Origin of the sequence: Enterobacter cloacae complex sp. EB5 (assembly GCF_031432835.1) — a bacterium.
Lineage (GTDB): Bacteria > Pseudomonadota > Gammaproteobacteria > Enterobacterales > Enterobacteriaceae > Enterobacter > Enterobacter hormaechei_C.
In genome coordinates this window covers 1,414,990-1,432,857 of sequence record NZ_CP133860.1, presented here as the reverse complement: position 1 = coordinate 1,432,857, position 17,868 = coordinate 1,414,990, and the positions used below count along the sequence as shown (strand labels likewise).

Annotated in this window: 14 protein-coding genes and 1 pseudogene; 3 read left to right on the top strand and 12 right to left on the bottom strand. The window is 57.7% G+C overall.

Annotation, left to right across the window (positions count from 1 at the left end; translation table 11 throughout):
• Positions 1-24: 24 nt before the first annotated feature.
• The gene (gene treB / locus RHN82_RS06845) at positions 25-1,443 is read right to left on the bottom strand and encodes a PTS trehalose transporter subunit IIBC (RefSeq protein WP_003863402.1); all 1,419 of its coding nucleotides are present in this window, start codon (positions 1,441-1,443) and stop codon (positions 25-27) included.
• A 127-nt stretch (positions 1,444-1,570) separates the two neighbouring features.
• Entirely contained in the window at positions 1,571-2,518 is a 948-nt protein-coding gene (gene treR, locus RHN82_RS06840; RefSeq protein WP_015572520.1) for a trehalose operon repressor TreR, read from the bottom strand.
• Between the two features lie 386 nt (positions 2,519-2,904).
• Here treR and mgtA point away from each other — a divergent pair, with 386 nt between their 5' ends.
• Positions 2,905-5,613, top strand: coding sequence for a magnesium-translocating P-type ATPase (gene mgtA, locus RHN82_RS06835; protein ID WP_047052593.1), 2,709 nt, complete (start codon positions 2,905-2,907; stop codon positions 5,611-5,613).
• Between the two features lie 202 nt (positions 5,614-5,815).
• Positions 5,816-8,200 carry a beta-N-acetylhexosaminidase gene (locus tag RHN82_RS06830; protein WP_047052592.1) on the top strand — a complete coding sequence of 795 codons (2,385 nt, stop codon included), beginning with the start codon at positions 5,816-5,818 and terminating at the stop codon, positions 8,198-8,200.
• An 85-nt stretch (positions 8,201-8,285) separates the two neighbouring features.
• On the opposite strand, the gene gbpA is transcribed toward RHN82_RS06830, so the two are convergent.
• From gbpA to RHN82_RS06805, 5 genes are all read right to left on the bottom strand, one after another.
• A complete protein-coding gene (gbpA, locus tag RHN82_RS06825; protein ID WP_047052591.1) occupies positions 8,286-9,734 on the bottom strand; it encodes an N-acetylglucosamine-binding protein GbpA in 1,449 nt (482 codons plus the stop codon).
• Between the two features lie 138 nt (positions 9,735-9,872).
• Entirely contained in the window at positions 9,873-10,259 is a 387-nt protein-coding gene (gene ridA / locus RHN82_RS06820) for a 2-iminobutanoate/2-iminopropanoate deaminase (RefSeq protein ID WP_003863373.1), read from the bottom strand.
• Between the two features lie 73 nt (positions 10,260-10,332).
• The gene (pyrI, locus tag RHN82_RS06815; RefSeq protein ID WP_003863370.1) at positions 10,333-10,794 is read right to left on the bottom strand and encodes an aspartate carbamoyltransferase regulatory subunit; all 462 of its coding nucleotides are present in this window, start codon (positions 10,792-10,794) and stop codon (positions 10,333-10,335) included.
• A gap of 12 nt (positions 10,795-10,806) precedes the next feature.
• On the bottom strand, positions 10,807-11,739 hold the full coding sequence (pyrB, locus tag RHN82_RS06810; RefSeq protein WP_003863368.1) for an aspartate carbamoyltransferase: 933 nt from the start codon (positions 11,737-11,739) through the stop codon (positions 10,807-10,809).
• Between the two features lie 34 nt (positions 11,740-11,773).
• Positions 11,774-11,878, bottom strand: a complete 105-nt coding sequence (locus tag RHN82_RS06805) for a pyrBI operon leader peptide (protein WP_022646880.1) — start codon at positions 11,876-11,878, stop codon at positions 11,774-11,776.
• On the opposite strand from RHN82_RS06805, the pseudogene RHN82_RS06800 reads away from it, so the two are divergent.
• Positions 11,858-11,975, top strand: a pseudogene (locus RHN82_RS06800) (hypothetical protein). The gene RHN82_RS06805 and the pseudogene RHN82_RS06800 sit on opposite strands and share 21 nt — an antisense overlap.
• A gap of 3 nt (positions 11,976-11,978) precedes the next feature.
• Here the strand turns inward: RHN82_RS06800 and RHN82_RS06795 are convergent.
• From RHN82_RS06795 to arcA, 5 genes are all read right to left on the bottom strand, one after another.
• A complete protein-coding gene (locus RHN82_RS06795) occupies positions 11,979-12,458 on the bottom strand; it encodes an arginine repressor (RefSeq protein WP_003863366.1) in 480 nt (159 codons plus the stop codon).
• 80 nt (positions 12,459-12,538) lie between these two features.
• On the bottom strand, positions 12,539-13,942 hold the full coding sequence (locus tag RHN82_RS06790) for a YfcC family protein (protein WP_047052590.1): 1,404 nt from the start codon (positions 13,940-13,942) through the stop codon (positions 12,539-12,541).
• Positions 13,943-13,988: 46 nt separating this feature from the next.
• A complete protein-coding gene (gene argF, locus RHN82_RS06785) occupies positions 13,989-14,993 on the bottom strand; it encodes an ornithine carbamoyltransferase (protein WP_003863360.1) in 1,005 nt (334 codons plus the stop codon).
• Between the two features lie 119 nt (positions 14,994-15,112).
• Positions 15,113-16,024: a carbamate kinase gene (locus RHN82_RS06780; protein ID WP_047052589.1), complete on the bottom strand. Its 912-nt coding sequence runs from the start codon at positions 16,022-16,024 to the stop codon at positions 15,113-15,115.
• A 10-nt stretch (positions 16,025-16,034) separates the two neighbouring features.
• A complete protein-coding gene (arcA, locus tag RHN82_RS06775) occupies positions 16,035-17,255 on the bottom strand; it encodes an arginine deiminase (RefSeq protein WP_047052588.1) in 1,221 nt (406 codons plus the stop codon).
• Between the last annotated feature and the right edge of the window lie 613 nt (positions 17,256-17,868).

The window sequence follows — 17,868 nt, the reverse complement described above, 5'->3', positions numbered from 1 at the left end:
GCAACTGCGCCCCGAAAGAGAGAATTAAACAATCTGCAACGTGCCCTGACGGAACTTACGCTGGTAAACCACGGTAGTCAGCGCCATTGGGATGATAATCGCCACCGCCATCGCCAGCGCAAATACCTGCCAGAACGCGGGCTGAATGGAGAGGATACCCGGCAGGCCGCCGACGCCAATCCCGTTCGCCATCACGCCGTTCAGGCCGCACAGCAAGCCCGCCAGACCGGAGCCGATCATCGCGCAGAGCATCGGGAAGCGATATTTCAGGTTGATACCGTACATCGCCGGTTCAGTGACGCCGAGGTAGGCGGAGATAGCAGCCGGAACGGAGATCTCACGCTCGTTGTGCTTACGGCTGACGATGATGATGCCGGTTACCGCCGAGGCCTGCGCAATGTTAGACAGGGCGATGATCGGCCAGACAGGCGTACCGCCGAGGCTCTGGATCATCTGCATATCGATCGCCAGCGTGGTCTGGTGCACGCCGGTGATCACCAGCGGAGCATAGAGGAAGCCAAACAGCGCGGCACCGATTGGCGCGAAGCTGCCGGTCATCAGGTGACGGACCGCGAAGGCCACGCCGTCGCCAATCATGCGGCCAAACGGACCGATAAAGGCATGCGCCAGGAACACCGCCAGGATCAGCGAGCAGACCGGGACCACCACCAGATACAGGTAATCCGGCACGATGCGCTTCAGGCGCGTCTCAATAAAGCCCAGCGCCAGACCCGCCAGCAATGCCGGGATCACCTGCGCCTGATAGCCCACTTTGGCGATGGTAAACAGGCCGAAGTTCCACACCTCTGGCGTTTGCTGACCAAGTAAGTAAGCGTTCATTAACTGCGGAGAGACCAGCGTCACGCCGAGCACGATACCGAGAATTGGCGTTCCGCCCATCTTGCGCACCGCGGACCAGCAGATCCCGACCGGCAGATAGAAGAAGATCGCTTCGCCAATCAGCCACAGGAAGTCATAGATGCTTTGCAGCGCCGGGTACATCTGCGCCAGTGTTTTGCCGTCACTCATTGGCACATCGCCGATGACGTTACGGAAGCCCAGAATTAAGCCCCCGCTGATCAGCGCTGGCAGCAGCGGGAAGAAGATCTCCGCAAAATGGGAAATCAGCTGCTCATGCCATTTCATATTCTGGCGCGCGGCCTTCTTTGCCTGCTCTTTATCGGCGGAAGAGTGCCCGGTAGTCGCCAGTAGAGCCTGATAGTAATCGCCCACTTCGGTACCAATCACCACCTGGAACTGCCCGGCGTTGGTGAAGCAGCCTTTAACCATGGAAAGCTCTTCAATGGCCTTCGGGTTGGCTTTTGCCGGATCGTTCAGCACGAAGCGCAGGCGGGTAATGCAATGGCTGACGGTGGCGATGTTATCGCGTCCGCCGACCAGGACGATCAGCTGATCGATATCTGTTTGTTTGACTTTACTCATCATGAAACCTCATGACAGATGGTGATAGGGGTTATGACCTGTGCGCAAGCCTACTCCTTCAACGTGACGGCGAAAATGGGAACGTTCCCGAAATCGGGCGAAGATCACAATAATCTATTCAAAAGAATTATGAGAGATGGGCAGGAATAACGATCTGACGGGGCTCGGTACGCCCGGTAATCTGCTCGATCAGCTGCGCGGCCGCCTGTCGCCCAGACTCGGCGTAACCCGGATCAACGCTGATAATCTCCGGGTGTAAGAACTTCATCAGCGGCGTGCTTCCCACGCTCGCTAATTGCAGCTCCCCGATGCGCTGCTCCTGCAAATATTTGCTCGCACCTAATGCCAGAGTATCCGTGGCGCACACCAGGGCGGTGGTTTGTGGCGTCAGCACGCTGGCGACCTGTTCATATCCCTGTTTCATACCCAGACCTGGCAGCGCGGCCACGGCGGGGAGATTGTGTTTTTTACAAAACGCCAGGTACGCTTCATGGCGACGCTTGCCGGTGGTGATGTCGGCATGGGGCACGCCGAGATAGCTGATATGCCGATGGCCCTGTTCATACAGGCGCTGCATCAGGATCACGATCGCCCCTTCGTCATCGTAACAGACAGAGGCAAACCCGCTGGCGTCGCGCGCCAGCAGCACCAGTGACGGCTGCCAGGGTTTGAGCACGTCCTCCTTAAGGCCAGTAAATCCAAACAGCACCACGCCATCAATATTACGGCGCTGAAGCATGCCGAGATGCTCCTCCACCATTTGCGCGGAGAACTTGCTCTCCATCATGATCGGATCGTAGCCCTGCTCGTAGAACGCGGGCAGCATAGTCTGTACGGCGAGGTTTTCGGAGAGGGAATCCAGACGCGAGACAATAATGGCGACCACTTTATCGCTCTGCCCGCGCATGGCGCGCGCGGAGCGGGAAGGGGAAAAACCGTGCTGATTCATCACCGCCTCGACGCGCTCGCGTGTGCGCTCGCTGACACCGCTTTCGTTGTTCAGCACGCGTGAGACAGTCGATTTCCCCACGCCGCTTAAACGCGCGATGTCTTTAATCGTAAGGCGGTTCTGCATGCTGTATTCCCTGTAACAACGATAAAATAATCAATTGAGCCTAATGCTATCCTGCGAATTCGCTATGGGCAAAGTCTGGTTTACGTTCGGTTTATTTGCAGGGCGTTATAATACCGCCCGATTAGTCACAAACGGTATGGATAAATCTCTATACTGCGCGCCGATACCCAACTTTTTACTTACCGGAGGCCACATGGATCCCGATCCCACACCTCTCCTGACACGGAGAAAACCTTCTTACCGGTAAGCCAGCTTTTTGCTGTCTCACCGGCGTGAGGCAGCAACGTTCATACGTTCCTGCTTGATAAATAAAGTGCCTGACAGGTACGGCTTTGCCACGCCTGCGGGAAAACTGCGTCCGCCTTTGCGGATGCGGGGGAATGACTATGCTGAAAAATATCACCCGGCAGCTGCAAGCGCTGCTGAGCCGTCACCTGCCACATCGCCTGATTGCGCGCGATCCGCTGCCAAATGCCAACACCATGGCGGGAGCGGCAATCCCCGCTTCCCTGACCGAGCGCTGCCTGAACGTGGCGGCGATGGATGAAAACGAAGTCTGGCGCGCCTTTGGCGGCCACCCGGAAGGGCTGAACGCGCAAGAAGTGTTAAAAATCCGCGCGGAACATGGCGATAACCAGATCCCGGCGCAGAAACCCTCTCCCTGGTGGGTCCATCTGTGGCTCTGCTACCGCAATCCGTTCAACCTGCTGCTGACGGTGCTCGGGATTATCTCTTACGCCACTGAAGATCTGTTTGCCGCAGGCGTGATTGCCCTGATGGTGGGGATCTCCACGCTGCTGAACTTTATTCAGGAAGCGCGCTCCACCAAAGCGGCGGATGCGCTGAAAGCGATGGTCAGCAATACCGCCACCGTGTCGCGCGTGATTAACGACCTCGGCGAAAACGCCTGGATTGAGCTTCCCATTGACCAGCTGGTGCCGGGCGATCTGGTGAAGCTGGCGGCGGGGGACATGATCCCGGCGGATTTACGTATCATCCAGGCGCGGGATCTGTTCGTCGCGCAGGCGTCACTCACCGGTGAATCTCTGCCCGTAGAGAAGGTGGCGCGGACCCGCGATCCGCAGCAGATGAACCCGCTGGAGTGCGACACCCTGTGCTTTATGGGCACCACGGTGGTTAGCGGCACGGCGCAGGCGATTGTCACCGCCACCGGCGGCAATACCTGGTTTGGACAGCTTGCCGGACGCGTCAGCGAGCAGGAGAGCGAGCCGAATGCGTTCCAGAAAGGCATTGGCCGCGTCAGCATGCTGCTGATCCGCTTTATGATGGTCATGACGCCGATTGTCCTGCTGATCAACGGCTACACCAAAGGCGACTGGTGGGAGGCGGCGCTGTTCGCGCTCTCCGTGGCCGTTGGCTTAACGCCGGAAATGCTGCCGATGATTGTCACCTCCACGCTGGCGCGCGGGGCGGTCAAACTCTCTAAACAAAAGGTGATTGTTAAACACCTCGACGCCATCCAGAACTTTGGCGCGATGGACATTCTTTGCACCGATAAAACCGGCACCCTGACGCAGGACAAAATCGTGCTGGAGAACCACACCGATATCGCCGGAAAGACCAGCGAACGGGTGCTGTACAGCGCGTGGCTGAACAGCCATTATCAGACCGGGCTGAAAAACCTGCTCGACGTGGCGGTGCTGGAAGGGGTGGACGAGGAGTCTGCCCGCATGCTCTCCGGCCGCTGGCAGAAGGTGGACGAAATTCCGTTCGACTTTGAACGGCGCCGCATGTCGGTGGTGGTCAGCGAGCAGCCGGACGTGCACCAGCTGATCTGCAAAGGGGCATTGCAGGAGATCCTGAATGTTTCCACGCAGGTGCGCCATAACGGGGAGATCGTGCCGCTGGATGAGACCATGCTGCGCCGCATCAAACGCGTCACCGATAACCTGAACCGTCAGGGGCTGCGCGTGGTGGCGGTAGCCAGCAAGTTCCTGCCCGCGCGGGAAGGGGACTACCAGCGTATCGATGAATCCGATTTGATCCTCGAAGGTTACATCGCATTCCTCGATCCGCCGAAAGAGACCACCGCGCCCGCGCTGAAAGCGCTGAAAGCGAGCGGGATCACCGTCAAAATCCTGACCGGCGACAGCGAGCTGGTGGCGGCCAAAGTGTGCCACGAAGTCGGCCTGGACGCGGGTGACGTCGTCGTGGGGAGCGACATTGAGCACCTGTCCGACGATGAGCTGGCCGAGCTTGCCCAACGCACCACGCTGTTTGCCCGCCTGACGCCGATGCATAAAGAACGCATCGTCACTCTGCTGCGTCGTGAAGGGCACGTAGTGGGCTTTATGGGCGACGGCATCAACGATGCGCCAGCCCTGCGTGCGGCGGATATCGGTATCTCCGTGGACGGCGCGGTGGATATCGCCCGCGAAGCAGCGGACATCATTCTGCTGGAAAAGAGCCTGATGGTGCTGGAGGAGGGCGTCATCGAAGGGCGTCGCACCTTCGCCAATATGCTCAAATACATCAAAATGACCGCCAGCTCCAACTTCGGCAACGTCTTCAGCGTGCTGGTGGCGAGCGCGTTTCTGCCGTTCCTGCCGATGCTGCCGCTGCACCTGCTGATCCAGAACCTGATGTACGATGTCTCTCAGGTGGCGATCCCGTTTGATAACGTGGACGACGAGCAGATCCAGAAGCCGCAGCGCTGGAACCCCGCCGATCTGGGGCGCTTTATGCTGTTCTTTGGGCCGATCAGCTCCATCTTTGACATTCTGACCTTCTGCCTGATGTGGTTTGTGTTCCATGCGAATACGCCAGAACACCAGACGCTGTTCCAGTCCGGCTGGTTCGTGGTGGGGCTGTTGTCCCAGACGCTGATTGTGCACATGATCCGCACCCGCCGCATTCCGTTTATCCAGAGCCGTGCCGCGTGGCCGCTGATTGTGATGACGGGCATTGTGATGGCGCTCGGGATCGCGCTGCCGTTCTCGCCGCTGGCAAGCTACCTGCAACTTCAGGCGCTGCCGCTGAGCTACTTCCCGTGGCTGGTGGCGATCCTCGCGGGCTACATGGTACTGACGCAGATGGTGAAAGGGTTCTATAGCCGTCGGTATGGGTGGCAGTAAATCATGTTTGCCGGGTGGCGGCTTCGCCTTACCCGGCCTACTCCCGAAACGTAGGCCCGGTAAGCGCAGCGCCACCGGGCAATAGCTTTCCTCCCAAATTCAACAACCTGTGATCTCTGTCGGCGCATTCGCTTGACGACAATTTGAGCGCATGTTAACAGAATGTTTTGCCTTTATTTGGCCCGTCAGATAAGGAACATTCATGTTACGGTACAGTCTCTTAACCGCCGGGCTTATGCTCGGCGCTTCCGCCTTTGCCGCCCCGGCAGGCGACCTTCCCTTAATGCCCTGGCCTGCGAAGGTTGAACGCCCGACTACTCAGGGCGCGCTGGTGCTTAACAATCAACTCGCTGTGAGCGTCAGCGGCGACGATCTGGGGGATGCGGTCAACCGCCTGCGCCAGCGCATTGCGCTGCAAACCGGCTGGACGCTTCAGCCGCAGGCCGAAAAACCTGACAAGCCGACCATCCGCATCGCCATCGCCAAAAAGGTGAAGCCGCAGCCGCTGCCGGACAGCGATGAGAGCTATAAACTCACGGTAGACGCCAACGGCGTAAATATCTCCGCCAACACCCGCTTCGGCGCGCTGCGCGCCATGGAAACCTTGCTTCAGCTGATGCAGAACGGCGTCGAAAACACCTCGATCCCGTGGGTGACCATTGAAGATTCGCCGCGCTTCCCGTGGCGCGGGCTGCTGCTCGATTCGGCGCGCCACTTCCTCCCGATTCCGGATATTAAACGCCAGATCGACGGCATGGCCGCGGCAAAACTCAACGTTCTGCACTGGCATTTGACGGACGATCAGGGCTGGCGCTTTACCTCGAAGCGTTATCCGAAATTAACCCAGCTTGCCAGCGACGGGCTGTTCTACACCCCGGAGCAGATGCGCGAGATTGTGCGTTACGCTGCCGAGCGCGGCATACGCGTGGTGCCGGAAATTGATATGCCGGGCCACGCCTCGGCGATTGCCGTCGCCTACCCGGAGCTGATGAGCGCGCCGGGGCCGTACGCCATGGAGCGCCACTGGGGCGTGCTGAAGCCAGTGCTGGATCCAACCAAAGAGGCAACTTATACCTTTGCCGACGCGATGGTCAGCGAACTGGCGGCGATCTTCCCGGATCCGTATCTGCATATTGGCGGCGATGAGGTTGACGACAGCCAGTGGAAAGCGAACGCTGCGATCCAGACGTTCATGCGCGACAACAAACTGGCGGACAGCCACGCGTTGCAGGCGTATTTCAACCGCAAGCTGGAGACGATCCTTGAGAAGCATCACCGGCAGATGGTTGGCTGGGATGAGATCTACCATCCCGATCTGCCGAAAAGCATTCTGATCCAGTCCTGGCAGGGACAGGACGCGCTGGGGCAGGTGGCGCAGAACGGCTATAAGGGCATTCTTTCAACCGGTTTCTACCTCGATCAGCCGCAATCCACCGCCTACCACTACCGCAATGAAATTGTGCCGCAGGGGCTGAACGGCGTGGATGTGATAGCGGACACCGACAGCGTCCAGAGCTGGGCTTTCTCTATGCCGCGCCTGAAAGGCAAGCCGGTGGAAGGCAGCTTTACGCTGGTGAAAGGCGATGCCGGCTGGCGCGGATTTATTGATTTTGCCGGGAAATCGCGTCGGGCGGTGGATAACATTCAGTGGCGGGACGACAACCAGGTAACGTTTACCGTTGATACCTGGATGGGTGAAACGCGTCCGGTCGTTTCCGTTGAGAACGATAAGCTCAGCGGTTATTTCCTGGTGGGTAACGCCCGCTACCCGATCGACGGCACGCGTCTGGACGCGGTGCCAAAAGGCATACCGCCGGTGGTGCCGGACCCGGCGAACGAGGCCAATCTGCTCGGCGGCGAAGCCGCGCTGTGGGCGGAAAACGTGGTCGCGCCGGTGCTGGATATCCGTCTGTGGCCGCGCGCCTTTGCAGTGGCGGAGCGGCTATGGTCGGCGAAGGACGTCAACGACATCGACAACATGTATACCCGGCTCCAGGCGATGGACAGTTGGTCGACGGTGTCGGCTGGACTACAGCAGCATACCCAGCAGCAGGTGCAGTTCACGCGCCTCGCCAACAATGCGGATACCCTGCCGCTGCAAATTCTCGCCCAGGCGCTTGAACCGGCGCAGTATTACACCCGCCAGCATCTTAAGTTCCAGGCCGGAAACTATCATCAGTTTGAGCCGCTCAACCGGCTCGCTGACGCGCTAAACGCGGAAAGCGCCACCGTGCGTCAGATGAATAAATGGGCGGACCGTCTGGTGAGCGACGCGGAGGACACGGAAAGCGCCGATGCGCTGCGCCACGTCTTTAACCGCTGGCAGAACAACACCAGCGATGCGCAGGCGCTAAGCGAAAACAGCTATCAGCTGAAGGCCATAAAGCCGGTGATCCAGGAGGTGGATAAGCTGGCCTCGATTGGTCTGAGGCTGACGGATCTGGTGGCGCGTCAGGGCACGCTGGACGACAACGAGATCGCGTCGATCCAGAGCGAACTGGATAACGCGGCGACGATCCAGGACGAGGTGGTGATTGCGGCGGTGTACCCGCTGGAGACGCTGCTTAGGGCGACGCGGAATCAGTAACAAATGCGCCCGGTGGCGCTACGCTTACCGGGCCTACGTGACGTGTAGGCCCGGCAAACGAAGTGCCGCCGGGCGTGAAGGCAACTCAGTTCTTCAACACCCACGCCTCTCTCCAGTGCGCGCCCACGCCTGGTTCAAACTGGTTTGCGGTTGGGCTGTACTGCACGCAGTAGCCGCTGAACGGGACAGGCCTGCATTCGTAGGTCTTACCGTCTTTCGGCTGTAGCACTACGGTGCCCGCTTTGTAGGACGCGACGTTATCCGGGAAGATAAAGTCATGCGGGCCGTTGCTGTCCGCCGCGTCGCTTTCCAGCATCAGATCCAGCACGTCCTGCGCGAACAGGGTGCCGTCTTTGTTGGTGGCGTAGTATTTCAGCATATGGTGCCCCGCCGTGACGTCAGTCAGGGTCATGGTCACGTCCTGGCTGGCGTTATTCATCTCCTGCTTCAGATACCCCTTTTCCGCACCGCTGTGGTTCATCACGTGCGCTTCAACGTTCACATCGCCTTTGGTGTTCACGTGGAAGGTGACGGTCGCCTTGCCATTCTCGATTTTGCTGTAGTGCAGGTTAGAAACCGCGATGGTTTCATTCACTTCCGCCTTCTGCTCTTCGTACGAAATCGCAACGGACTGGAGGGCGCTGCCGTCTTTGACGAAGACGCTGTTCGCGCCGTGAACCGGGCTAATTTCGCCCGCTTCATCCTTCACCCCGACACGCACATCGCTGTGCGCGGCGTTGATCTTCTGCGCCAGATCGTAGGACCACTGGTTCGCATCCCCCTGGGCAACGGAGCCGATGGTCAGCTCGGTACGCAGGGCGGCAACTTCCCCGTTGGCGTCGAAGAAGCGTGCAATCACTTTATCGCCCGTGTTCAGGTTATTCCCGGCAATCTGTCCGCTCAGGGTTTTACTCCACTGGGAGATCACCGCTGGGGTGTCGTCCGGCGTGACGTTGCCGCCGTTACCGAAATCAACGTCAATGGCCTGATAGAAACTGTTTGCCGTATCCGCAATTTCCCACACGCCATAAATAACCTGGTAGCCCGTACGTTCCGGGACATTACAGGTCATGGATTTTGTCATCGCCGGTGCCTGGCCATGTCCGTTAATAGTACAGAACGGCGTTAATTCGAACTGGTCACGGGTCAGCGGTTTATTGGGGTCCCAGTTTTGTTTGGTAATGTAATAACGCCAGTTGGTGGTTTTATGCGGCGCGGTATGATGCCAGACAAATTCATGCGGGCCTGCCGTCATAGGATTTTTGGTCCAGGCGTTCAGGCTCTGCTTATCAAGCTGGGAGTAGCTGGTAATACCGGCGCTGGCAAGCTGGCCGTCGGGCGGCATCGCACCCGTCGGGAAGCCGGAGGCCTTTTCTACGCTCTGCGGTTCATATTGTACAGAGCCACAGTCAATATTCTTGCCGAGCTTACACATATAAGTGCGGCTGGCGGGGGATTCTATATATCCGTGTGCAAGTGCGGAAGACGCAACCGTTAATGTAGTAACCGCCAGCGCAATTTTAGAGAGTTTCATTCATCATCCATTAATTAGAATAGAGCAAGGCAGCGTCAGTCTATTAATGGAGTGGCGGATGCGTCATTTCCCGGAGAGAGTAAAAATAGTCGAAATAAAAAAAGGCAGCCTGAGCTGCCTTCTCTTTCTTGAAATAAATTAGCGACGTACGGCAATCGCTTCAATTTCAATTTTCACGTCTTTTGGCAGACGCGCCACTTCCACGCAGGAGCGCGCCGGGAAGGTCGCGTTGTGCTCGGTGAAGAACGCTTCGTAAGTAGCGTTAACGGTCGCAAAATCATTCAGATCTTTCACGAACACGGTAGTTTTGACGATATCGCCCACTTTCAGACCGGCAGATTCGACGATCGCCTGCACGTTTTCCAGCGACTGACGCGCCTGCGCCGCTACGTCGGCTGGTACTTCACCGGTTTTTGGGTTCACCGGGATCTGGCCAGAAGTGATGATCATGCTGCCCAGATCAACGCCCTGAACGTATGGGCCGATAGCCGCTGGTGCATTTTCCGTCGCGAGTACTTTGCTCATTTTTTCTCCAGAATTACAGCGTTAAGAATGTTCCCGGCCATTATAACAGCCGGGATTTCATTACCAACCTCAATTAGTTGGCCAGCACCACATAATGAGAAAACTCTTTTTCGCAGTATTTGCATTTGAGTGCGATGTCATTGGCGCGTTTTTTCACTGCAAAGCTGGAGGAAACCGGCTCAGCATGACTGATGCAGTTGCTGTTCGGGCAGACCAGCACGCTTTCGATGCGATCCGGCAGGCTTGGGCGAGATTTTCCCACCACGTCGTAATCGTCGATGCGGTTAACCGTGGCGTCCGGTGCGTACAGTGACAGCTGGTTAACCTGCTCGTCGGTCAGGAAAGTGTTCTCGATCTTGATCAGGTCTTTACGGCCCATTTCGCCCGACGGCAGGTTCAGGCCGATGGTGATGCGCTGGTCGGTTTCAGTCAGTTTGAACAGCGTCAGCAGCTTAAAGCCCACCTGCGCAGGGATGTGGTCAATCACGGTGCCACGCTTGATGGCTTCAACCTGGAGTTTGTTATCGTGTGTCATTGTCGTTTCCCCTTACAGTGCCAATTCGCGATTCAGAACCAGTGCCAGTAACGCCTGGCGGGCGAAGATGCCGTTTCCGGCCTGCTGGAAGTACCAGGCGTGCGGCGTTTTATCCACGTCTGTGGTGATCTCATCGATGCGCGGCAGCGGGTGCAGCACCTTCATGTTGTCGCGCGCGCCCTCGAGGTCGCTGGCGCGCAGCACGAACTGCGCCTTCACGTTGGCGTACTCGGATGGGTCAAGACGCTCTTTCTGCACGCGGGTCATGTAGAGAATATCCACGTTGCCCATCACCTCTTCGATGCTGGCGTGCAGGCTCCACGCGATGCCTTTTTCGTCCAGCATATCGAGAATGTACTGCGGCATCGCCAGCGCGTCCGGGGCGATGAAGAAGAAGCGGTTGCCGTTAAATTTCGCCAGCGCCTGGGTCAGCGAGTGGACGGTGCGGCCATATTTCAGGTCGCCGACCATGGCGATGTTCAGGTTCTCAAGCGTGCCCTGCGTCTCCTGAATGGTGAACAGATCCAGCAGGGTCTGCGTCGGATGCTGGTTAGCGCCGTCACCGGCATTCAGTACCGGAATGCCGCCGGAAAATTCGGTCGCCAGACGCGCCGCGCCCTCCTGCGGGTGGCGCATCACAATCGCGTCAACGTAGGTGCTAATCACTGAAATGGTATCCGCCAGGGTCTCGCCTTTTTTGCCCAGCGACGTGTTGCTGCTGTCCGAGAAGCCCACCACGCTCGCGCCCAGGCGGTGCATGGAGGTTTCGAAGGAGAGACGCGTGCGGGTCGAGGCTTCGAAGAAGCAGCTCGCAATCACCTTGTGCTTCAGCAGCTCCGGTTGCGGATTGGCCTTCAGTTTTGCCGCGGTTTCCAGAACCAGTTCCAGCTCTTCGCGGCTGAGGTCGTTTATGGAAATGATGTGTTTTTGATAAAGCGGATTCATGTTTATCTCCTGACGCCGGGCAAAAAAAAGCCCCTCAAATGAGGGGCTCTGGGAATAGGTTTAGCAACGGGAAGAAAAACGGCAGGCCAGCGTCTGATTTCAGACGCGGTAAGACGTTATGTCGTACACGCTTGACCATGCTTCCTCCCGGCAAATTGTCGGGCATTATACGCAGCTCGCTTTTGGGATCAAGCGATTTAATGCACGCTTTACTCAATGCAAACGGTTCTTTATGAATATTAATGCGTTCTGAGTAAATAATTAATTTGCTTATGCACCAGCGCGGTGCGCTTCACCACGCGGGGCGCGACCCAGACAATACTGCTTCCGGCCACCACGCCTAAAATTTCCGGTAACTGGTGATAATCCAGAATACGCGCCACCGCGCGGCCATATCCGGCGACGGTATGGATAAGGATAAATTCGCTGTTGTGCTCCACGCTCACCACCATTTCAGAGACGGTACGCGCCGCGTCGGGGGCCGGGCGCAGCTGGGGATTCAGCGAATAAATCTTTAGCCCTTTGGCATTGCGAATTTTTATGACACCGAGCAACTTGAGCAGACGTGAAACGGTGGACTGGCTGATGGTCTCAAAACCCCGCTCCTGTAAGTCGCGGCGGATCTCCTCCTGAGAGAGATAGCTCTTTTCCGCGATCAGACGCTGGCAGACCGTTAGCTGTAGTTGCTCTTTGGGAGAGTACTCTTCGTAATCCATCATAGTTCCCATATCAGTTCCCGAAATAACCGGTGGCACCGCACCGATCCGTAGGCCGGATAAGCGCAGCGCCATCCGGCAAATTACAACAGGGCGCCCAGGCTTAACGCCACCATAATCACCACCGTTAAAATCCCCAGCAACGGCGCGACCCATTTCAGATAGCGCACGTAGGGCACGCGGGCGATAGCCAGCCCGCCCATCACGACGGCAGAGGTGGGAGTGATCAGGTTAACGATGCCGGACGCCGACTGGTAAGCCGTAACCACCAGGTCGCGGTTGACGTTAGCGAAATCGGCAAGGGGCGCCATGATCGGCATCGTCAGAACGGCCAGGCCGGACGAAGAAGGCACAAGAAACGACAGCACCACTTCCAGCCAGTACATCACGTTGATGAACGCCACCGTCGACAATCCGGTGACCATTCCCTCGGCGCTGTGTAAAATGGTGTGGGTAATCATGCCCTTATCCATGATCACTACGATACCGCGCGCGATGCCGATAATCAGCGCGACGCCCAGCAAATCTCGCGCGCCGTTGATAAAGGTTGAAGTCAGCTCCTCTTCGCTCATGCGGGCGATCAGCCCGACGATAATCGCGCTGGCGAGGAACACCGCCGAGATCTCCGCCATCCACCAGCCCAGCACCGCCACGCCGTAGATCATCACCGCGAAGGCGAGGGCGAAGATCACCAGGATGAGTTTGCGCACCGGGGTAAATTCCAGCGACTGCTCGCCCTTGTTGCCGAGGAAGTGGGCGAGATTCTCTTCCTGCTTATCCGCCACGATCGACAGCGACGTATCCTTGCGCACCTTGCGGGCGTAGCGCATTACCCACGCCACGCAGATGATCCAGCCGATCACCAGCAGCGCCAGGCGCAGAGCGATGCCGTTGGTGAAGGGGATCCCGGCGGCGTTGGCGGCGATCACCGTGGCGAACGGGTTGATGGTGGAGCCGAGGGTGCCGATCCCCGCGCCGAGCAGCACGGTGGACGCAGCAACCACCGGATCGAACCGCGCCGCCAGCATCACCGGCACCAGTAAGGTATAGAAGGGCAGCGACTCTTCTGCCATGCCGTAAATCGTGCCGCCTGCGGCAAACAGCGCCATCAGGATCGGGATCATCCACTCTTCGCGGCCGCGCAGCCGGGTGGTGACGCGCTCGATCCCGGCGTCTATCGCCCCGGTTTTAGTGACGATCCCGAGGAATCCCCCGATGATCAGAATAAACAGCGCCACGTCGATGGCCCCGGCCTGCCCGGACTCCGGATCGTACAGCCCGGCAATCGGCGCCATCAGCACCGAAACCAGCCCCTGCGGATGTGATGCTACCTGTGCATAGGTGCCAGCAACCGGCACTTCTTTGCCGAGCGCCTCGTTCATCGCCATATGGTACTGCCCGGCCGGAACAATCCACGTCAGCACGGCAACCACGGCAATCAGAAAAAAGAGAATGGTGTAAGCGGAGGGAAACTTGAACTTGCCCATGATGTTCTCCTGAACCCGGCGCACCCCGCGGCGCGCCGGGCGGTGATTAGTCGCCGAGTGTCGCCACCATGACCGCTTTGATGGTGTGCATGCGGTTCTCTGCTTCGTCGAAAACGATGGAGTTCGGTGATTCAAAGACCTCTTCCGTCACCTCCAGCCCCTTCAGGCCGTACGCCATCTCGATTTCGCGGCCCACTTTAGTGTGCTCGTTGTGGAACGCAGGCAGGCAGTGCATGAACTTGACGTTCGGGTTGCCGGTGGCCTTCATCACGTCCGCATTGATCTGATACGGCTTCATCAGGCTGACGCGCTCGGCCCAGGCCTCCTTCGGCTCGCCCATGGAGACCCACACGTCGGTGTAGAGGAAATCGGTGCCCTGCACGCCTTCCTCCACGTCGTCGGTGAGGGTGATGCGCGCGCCGGTCTCTTTGGCGATGGCGCGGCACTGCTCAACCAGGCCTGCCTCCGGCCAGAAGGATTTCGGCGCGACGAGGCGGATATCCATCCCCATTTTGGCCGCGCCGACCATCAGGGAGTTGCCCATGTTGTTCCGCGCGTCGCCTAGATAAGCAAAGCTCAGCTCCGGCAGGGTTTTGCCCGGAGAGTGCTCCAGCATGGTCATCAGGTCGGCGAGGATTTGCGTCGGGTGGAACTCGTCGGTCAGGCCGTTCCACACCGGCACGCCCGCGTACTCACCCAGCTCTTCGACGATGGCCTGGCCGTAGCCGCGATACTCGATGCCGTCATACATGCGGCCCAGCACGCGCGCGGTGTCTTTCATTGACTCTTTGTGGCCAATCTGCGATCCGCTTGGGCCGAGGTAGGTGACCTGCGCGCCCTGGTCGAACGCACCCACTTCGAAGGCGCAGCGGGTGCGGGTGGAGGTTTTTTCAAAGATCAGGGCGATGTTTTTCCCGACCAGGGTTTGTTTTTCGCGTCCGGCTTTTTTGGCGGCCTTCAGCTCGATGGCGAGGTCGATCAGGTACTGGATCTCTGCCGGGGTGTAGTCCAGCAGTTTGAGGAAGTTGCGGTTTTTCAGGTTAATGGTCATGGGGAAATCCTTTTTAAAATTTAGCTGTCTGATGCCCTCACCCCGGGCCTCTCCCTGTGGGAGAGGGGGCGTACATTCCCTCTCCCTTTGGGAGAGGGTTAGGGTGAGGGGAAAACGACTCAGTTACGAATCAACGTGCCTTTCTCGCCCGCCAGGATCTCCGCGCCGTCGGCCAGCGCACCGATCCCGGCAATGCCGCCGCAGGCCTCAACAAACTCGCGGCAGGCGGCCACTTTCGGCCCCATCGATCCCGCGTCGAACTGCATATCTCTGAGCAGCTCCGGCGTCACCTGCGCCAGCGGACGCTGGGTTGGCTTGCCCCAGTCGAGATACACCGCGTCGGCATCGGTGAGGATTAGCAGGGCATCGGCTTCGATCTGACGTGCCAGCAGGGCGGCGGAGAGGTCTTTGTCGATCACCGCCTCAATGCCGCGATAGCCGTTGGCGTGTTCCACCACCGGCACGCCGCCGCCGCCGTTGCAGATCACCAGGTGGTCGCGCTGAATCAGCGCCGTGATGGCGTCGCTCTCGACGATGCGCTTCGGCTGCGGCGACGGCACCACGCGGCGGAAGTAGCTGCCGTCGGCCTTAAACACCCAGCCTTTCTCTGCGGCCAGCGCTTTAGCCTGGGCTTCGCTGTAGACCGGGCCGATGTACTTGGTCGGGTTGCTGAAGGCCGGGTCGGCGGCGTCCACTTCCACCTGTGTGAGCAGGACGCTGACCTCGCGCTGCGGGAGATTGTTTTTCAGCGCCTGCTGGAGCATGTAGCCGATCATCCCCTGGCTTTCGGCACCGAGAACGTCCAGCGGGTAGGGGGTGACTTTGTCATAGGCGCTGTTTTGCAGTGCCAGCAGTCCGACCTGCGGGCCGTTGCCGTGCACCAGCACCACGCGCCACTGCTCCGTTAAGCCAGCGATGGTGCGGGCGGCCTGCTCGATGTTCTGGCGCTGGATGTCCGCTTCAAGCGGCTCGCCGCGCTTGAGCAGCGCGTTGCCGCCAAGGGCCACAACCAGAGTGGGTTTTCGTTCCATGATGGCTCCTTTAAATTCCGTCGCGTTCCAGTGGGCAACTCATGCAGCGCGCGCCGCCGCGACCGCGTCCCAGCTCGTCGCCTGGGATAGGCAGCACGGTAATGCCTGCTTTGTCGTACTTCTCGTTGGTCCAGACGTTGCGCTCGTAGCCGATCACCACGCCCGGGCGGATGGTGAGGACGTTGTTGGCGTCGTTCCACTGCTCGCGTTCGGCTTCAAAGGCATCGCCGCCGGTGGTGATCAGGCGGACCTGGTTAATGCCGAGGGCTTTCTCGATGGCGTGCAGCAGGTCGGTTTCCTGGGTACGCAGCAGGCCGCCGCGCCCGTCCGGGGTGAGCGTCCAGCACTGGGCGTCCTTGCGCACCACTTCCGGGTAAACGGAGAAGGTGTCCACGTCGATGTGGGTCATTACGGTGTCGAGGTGCATGCAGGAGCGGTGTTTCGGCAGCTCAACGGCAATCACGCGCTCGGCCTGGCGATGTTTAAACAGGCTGTTGGCGAGGAACTCCACGCCCTGCGGGGTCGTGCGCTCGGACATGCCGATCAGTACCGCGCCGCGGCCAATCACTAATACGTCGCCGCCTTCCAGAGTGGCGTGGTCGTAATTAATATTCTCGTCGCCGAAATACTTAATAAACTCGCCGTCGGCAAATGCGGGGTGCCAGCGATATATTGCCCGCAGGTTATTGGTTTCACGTTGGCGAGCAGGTTTCGCCATCGGATTAATGGAGACGCCGTTATATATCCAGCAGGAGGTATCGCGGGTAAATAAGTGGTTCGGCAGCGGCTTCATAATAAAATCATTCGCCGTGTGGGTATCGACCACCATATTTTTAATAGCCGCAGGAATTTCACCGTAGGTTAATCCGCCGCTCAATCTGCGCGCCAGTTCGCGATGCGGCAGATCCGCCAGCCAGCCGCGCACGTCGGCGGCGAAGGTTGGCCCCAGGCGATAGTCGGAGATTTGTGTTTCAAGAAGCCAGGCTTTTGCTTCCGCAATATCAAGCGTTTGCGTAAGAAGGTCGGTCAACAGCAGGACTTCCACACCCTGCTCGCGCAGCGTGTTTGCGAAGATGTCATGCTCTTCACCCGCCCGTTCAACCGAGAGCACGTCATCAAATAGGAGCTCCTGACAGTTTGAGGGGGTTAACCGTTTCAGACTTAAATTTGGACGGTGCAGCATAACGCTACGCAATTGACCAATTTCAGAACCGACGTAATGCTTTTCCATAATTATTCCTTTAACTTTTTTTTCAGAATAAAAAGGGCATGCGCCATGTGATGTGTTTAATTTCATGGCGGCTAAGCTCAATTGATTTCGTGATTTATAGTAGGCGCTTAAATAATGGTTATTGTGACATTGCTCACGCGAAAACCGATATTGATGAGTTTGTTTTCAATTGCATGATTCGTATCAGATAATGATTAATTTCATATTATTAAGGGATGAATACCTAAGCAGGAACGGGTGGCAATATTTGAAGTTGTTATTATTTTGTAGAATCACATGTTTTGAAATATTTGGTTATGCTGTTGATTTTAAACAATAAAATTCAGTCCCAGGAATAGCTATGCAATAATGACAATTAACTATTTTTCACTTAAGAGAAATCAATAAATAATTATGGATTTTTAAAGGAAATAACCGAAGTGATAAAGTGTGATATACCAACAGGTTTTGTGAGTTACTTTGTATATTCAGTGGGTTAGATCCTATGTGCAAAGCGCATGAAATGAGGTTATGCATAACCACTGCATAAATGCCTGTGTGTAATTAACAGTGGATTAACACATTTCCCGATAAACATGCGCTGACGCAAATCTTGTCTAAAAAGGGCTGGTAT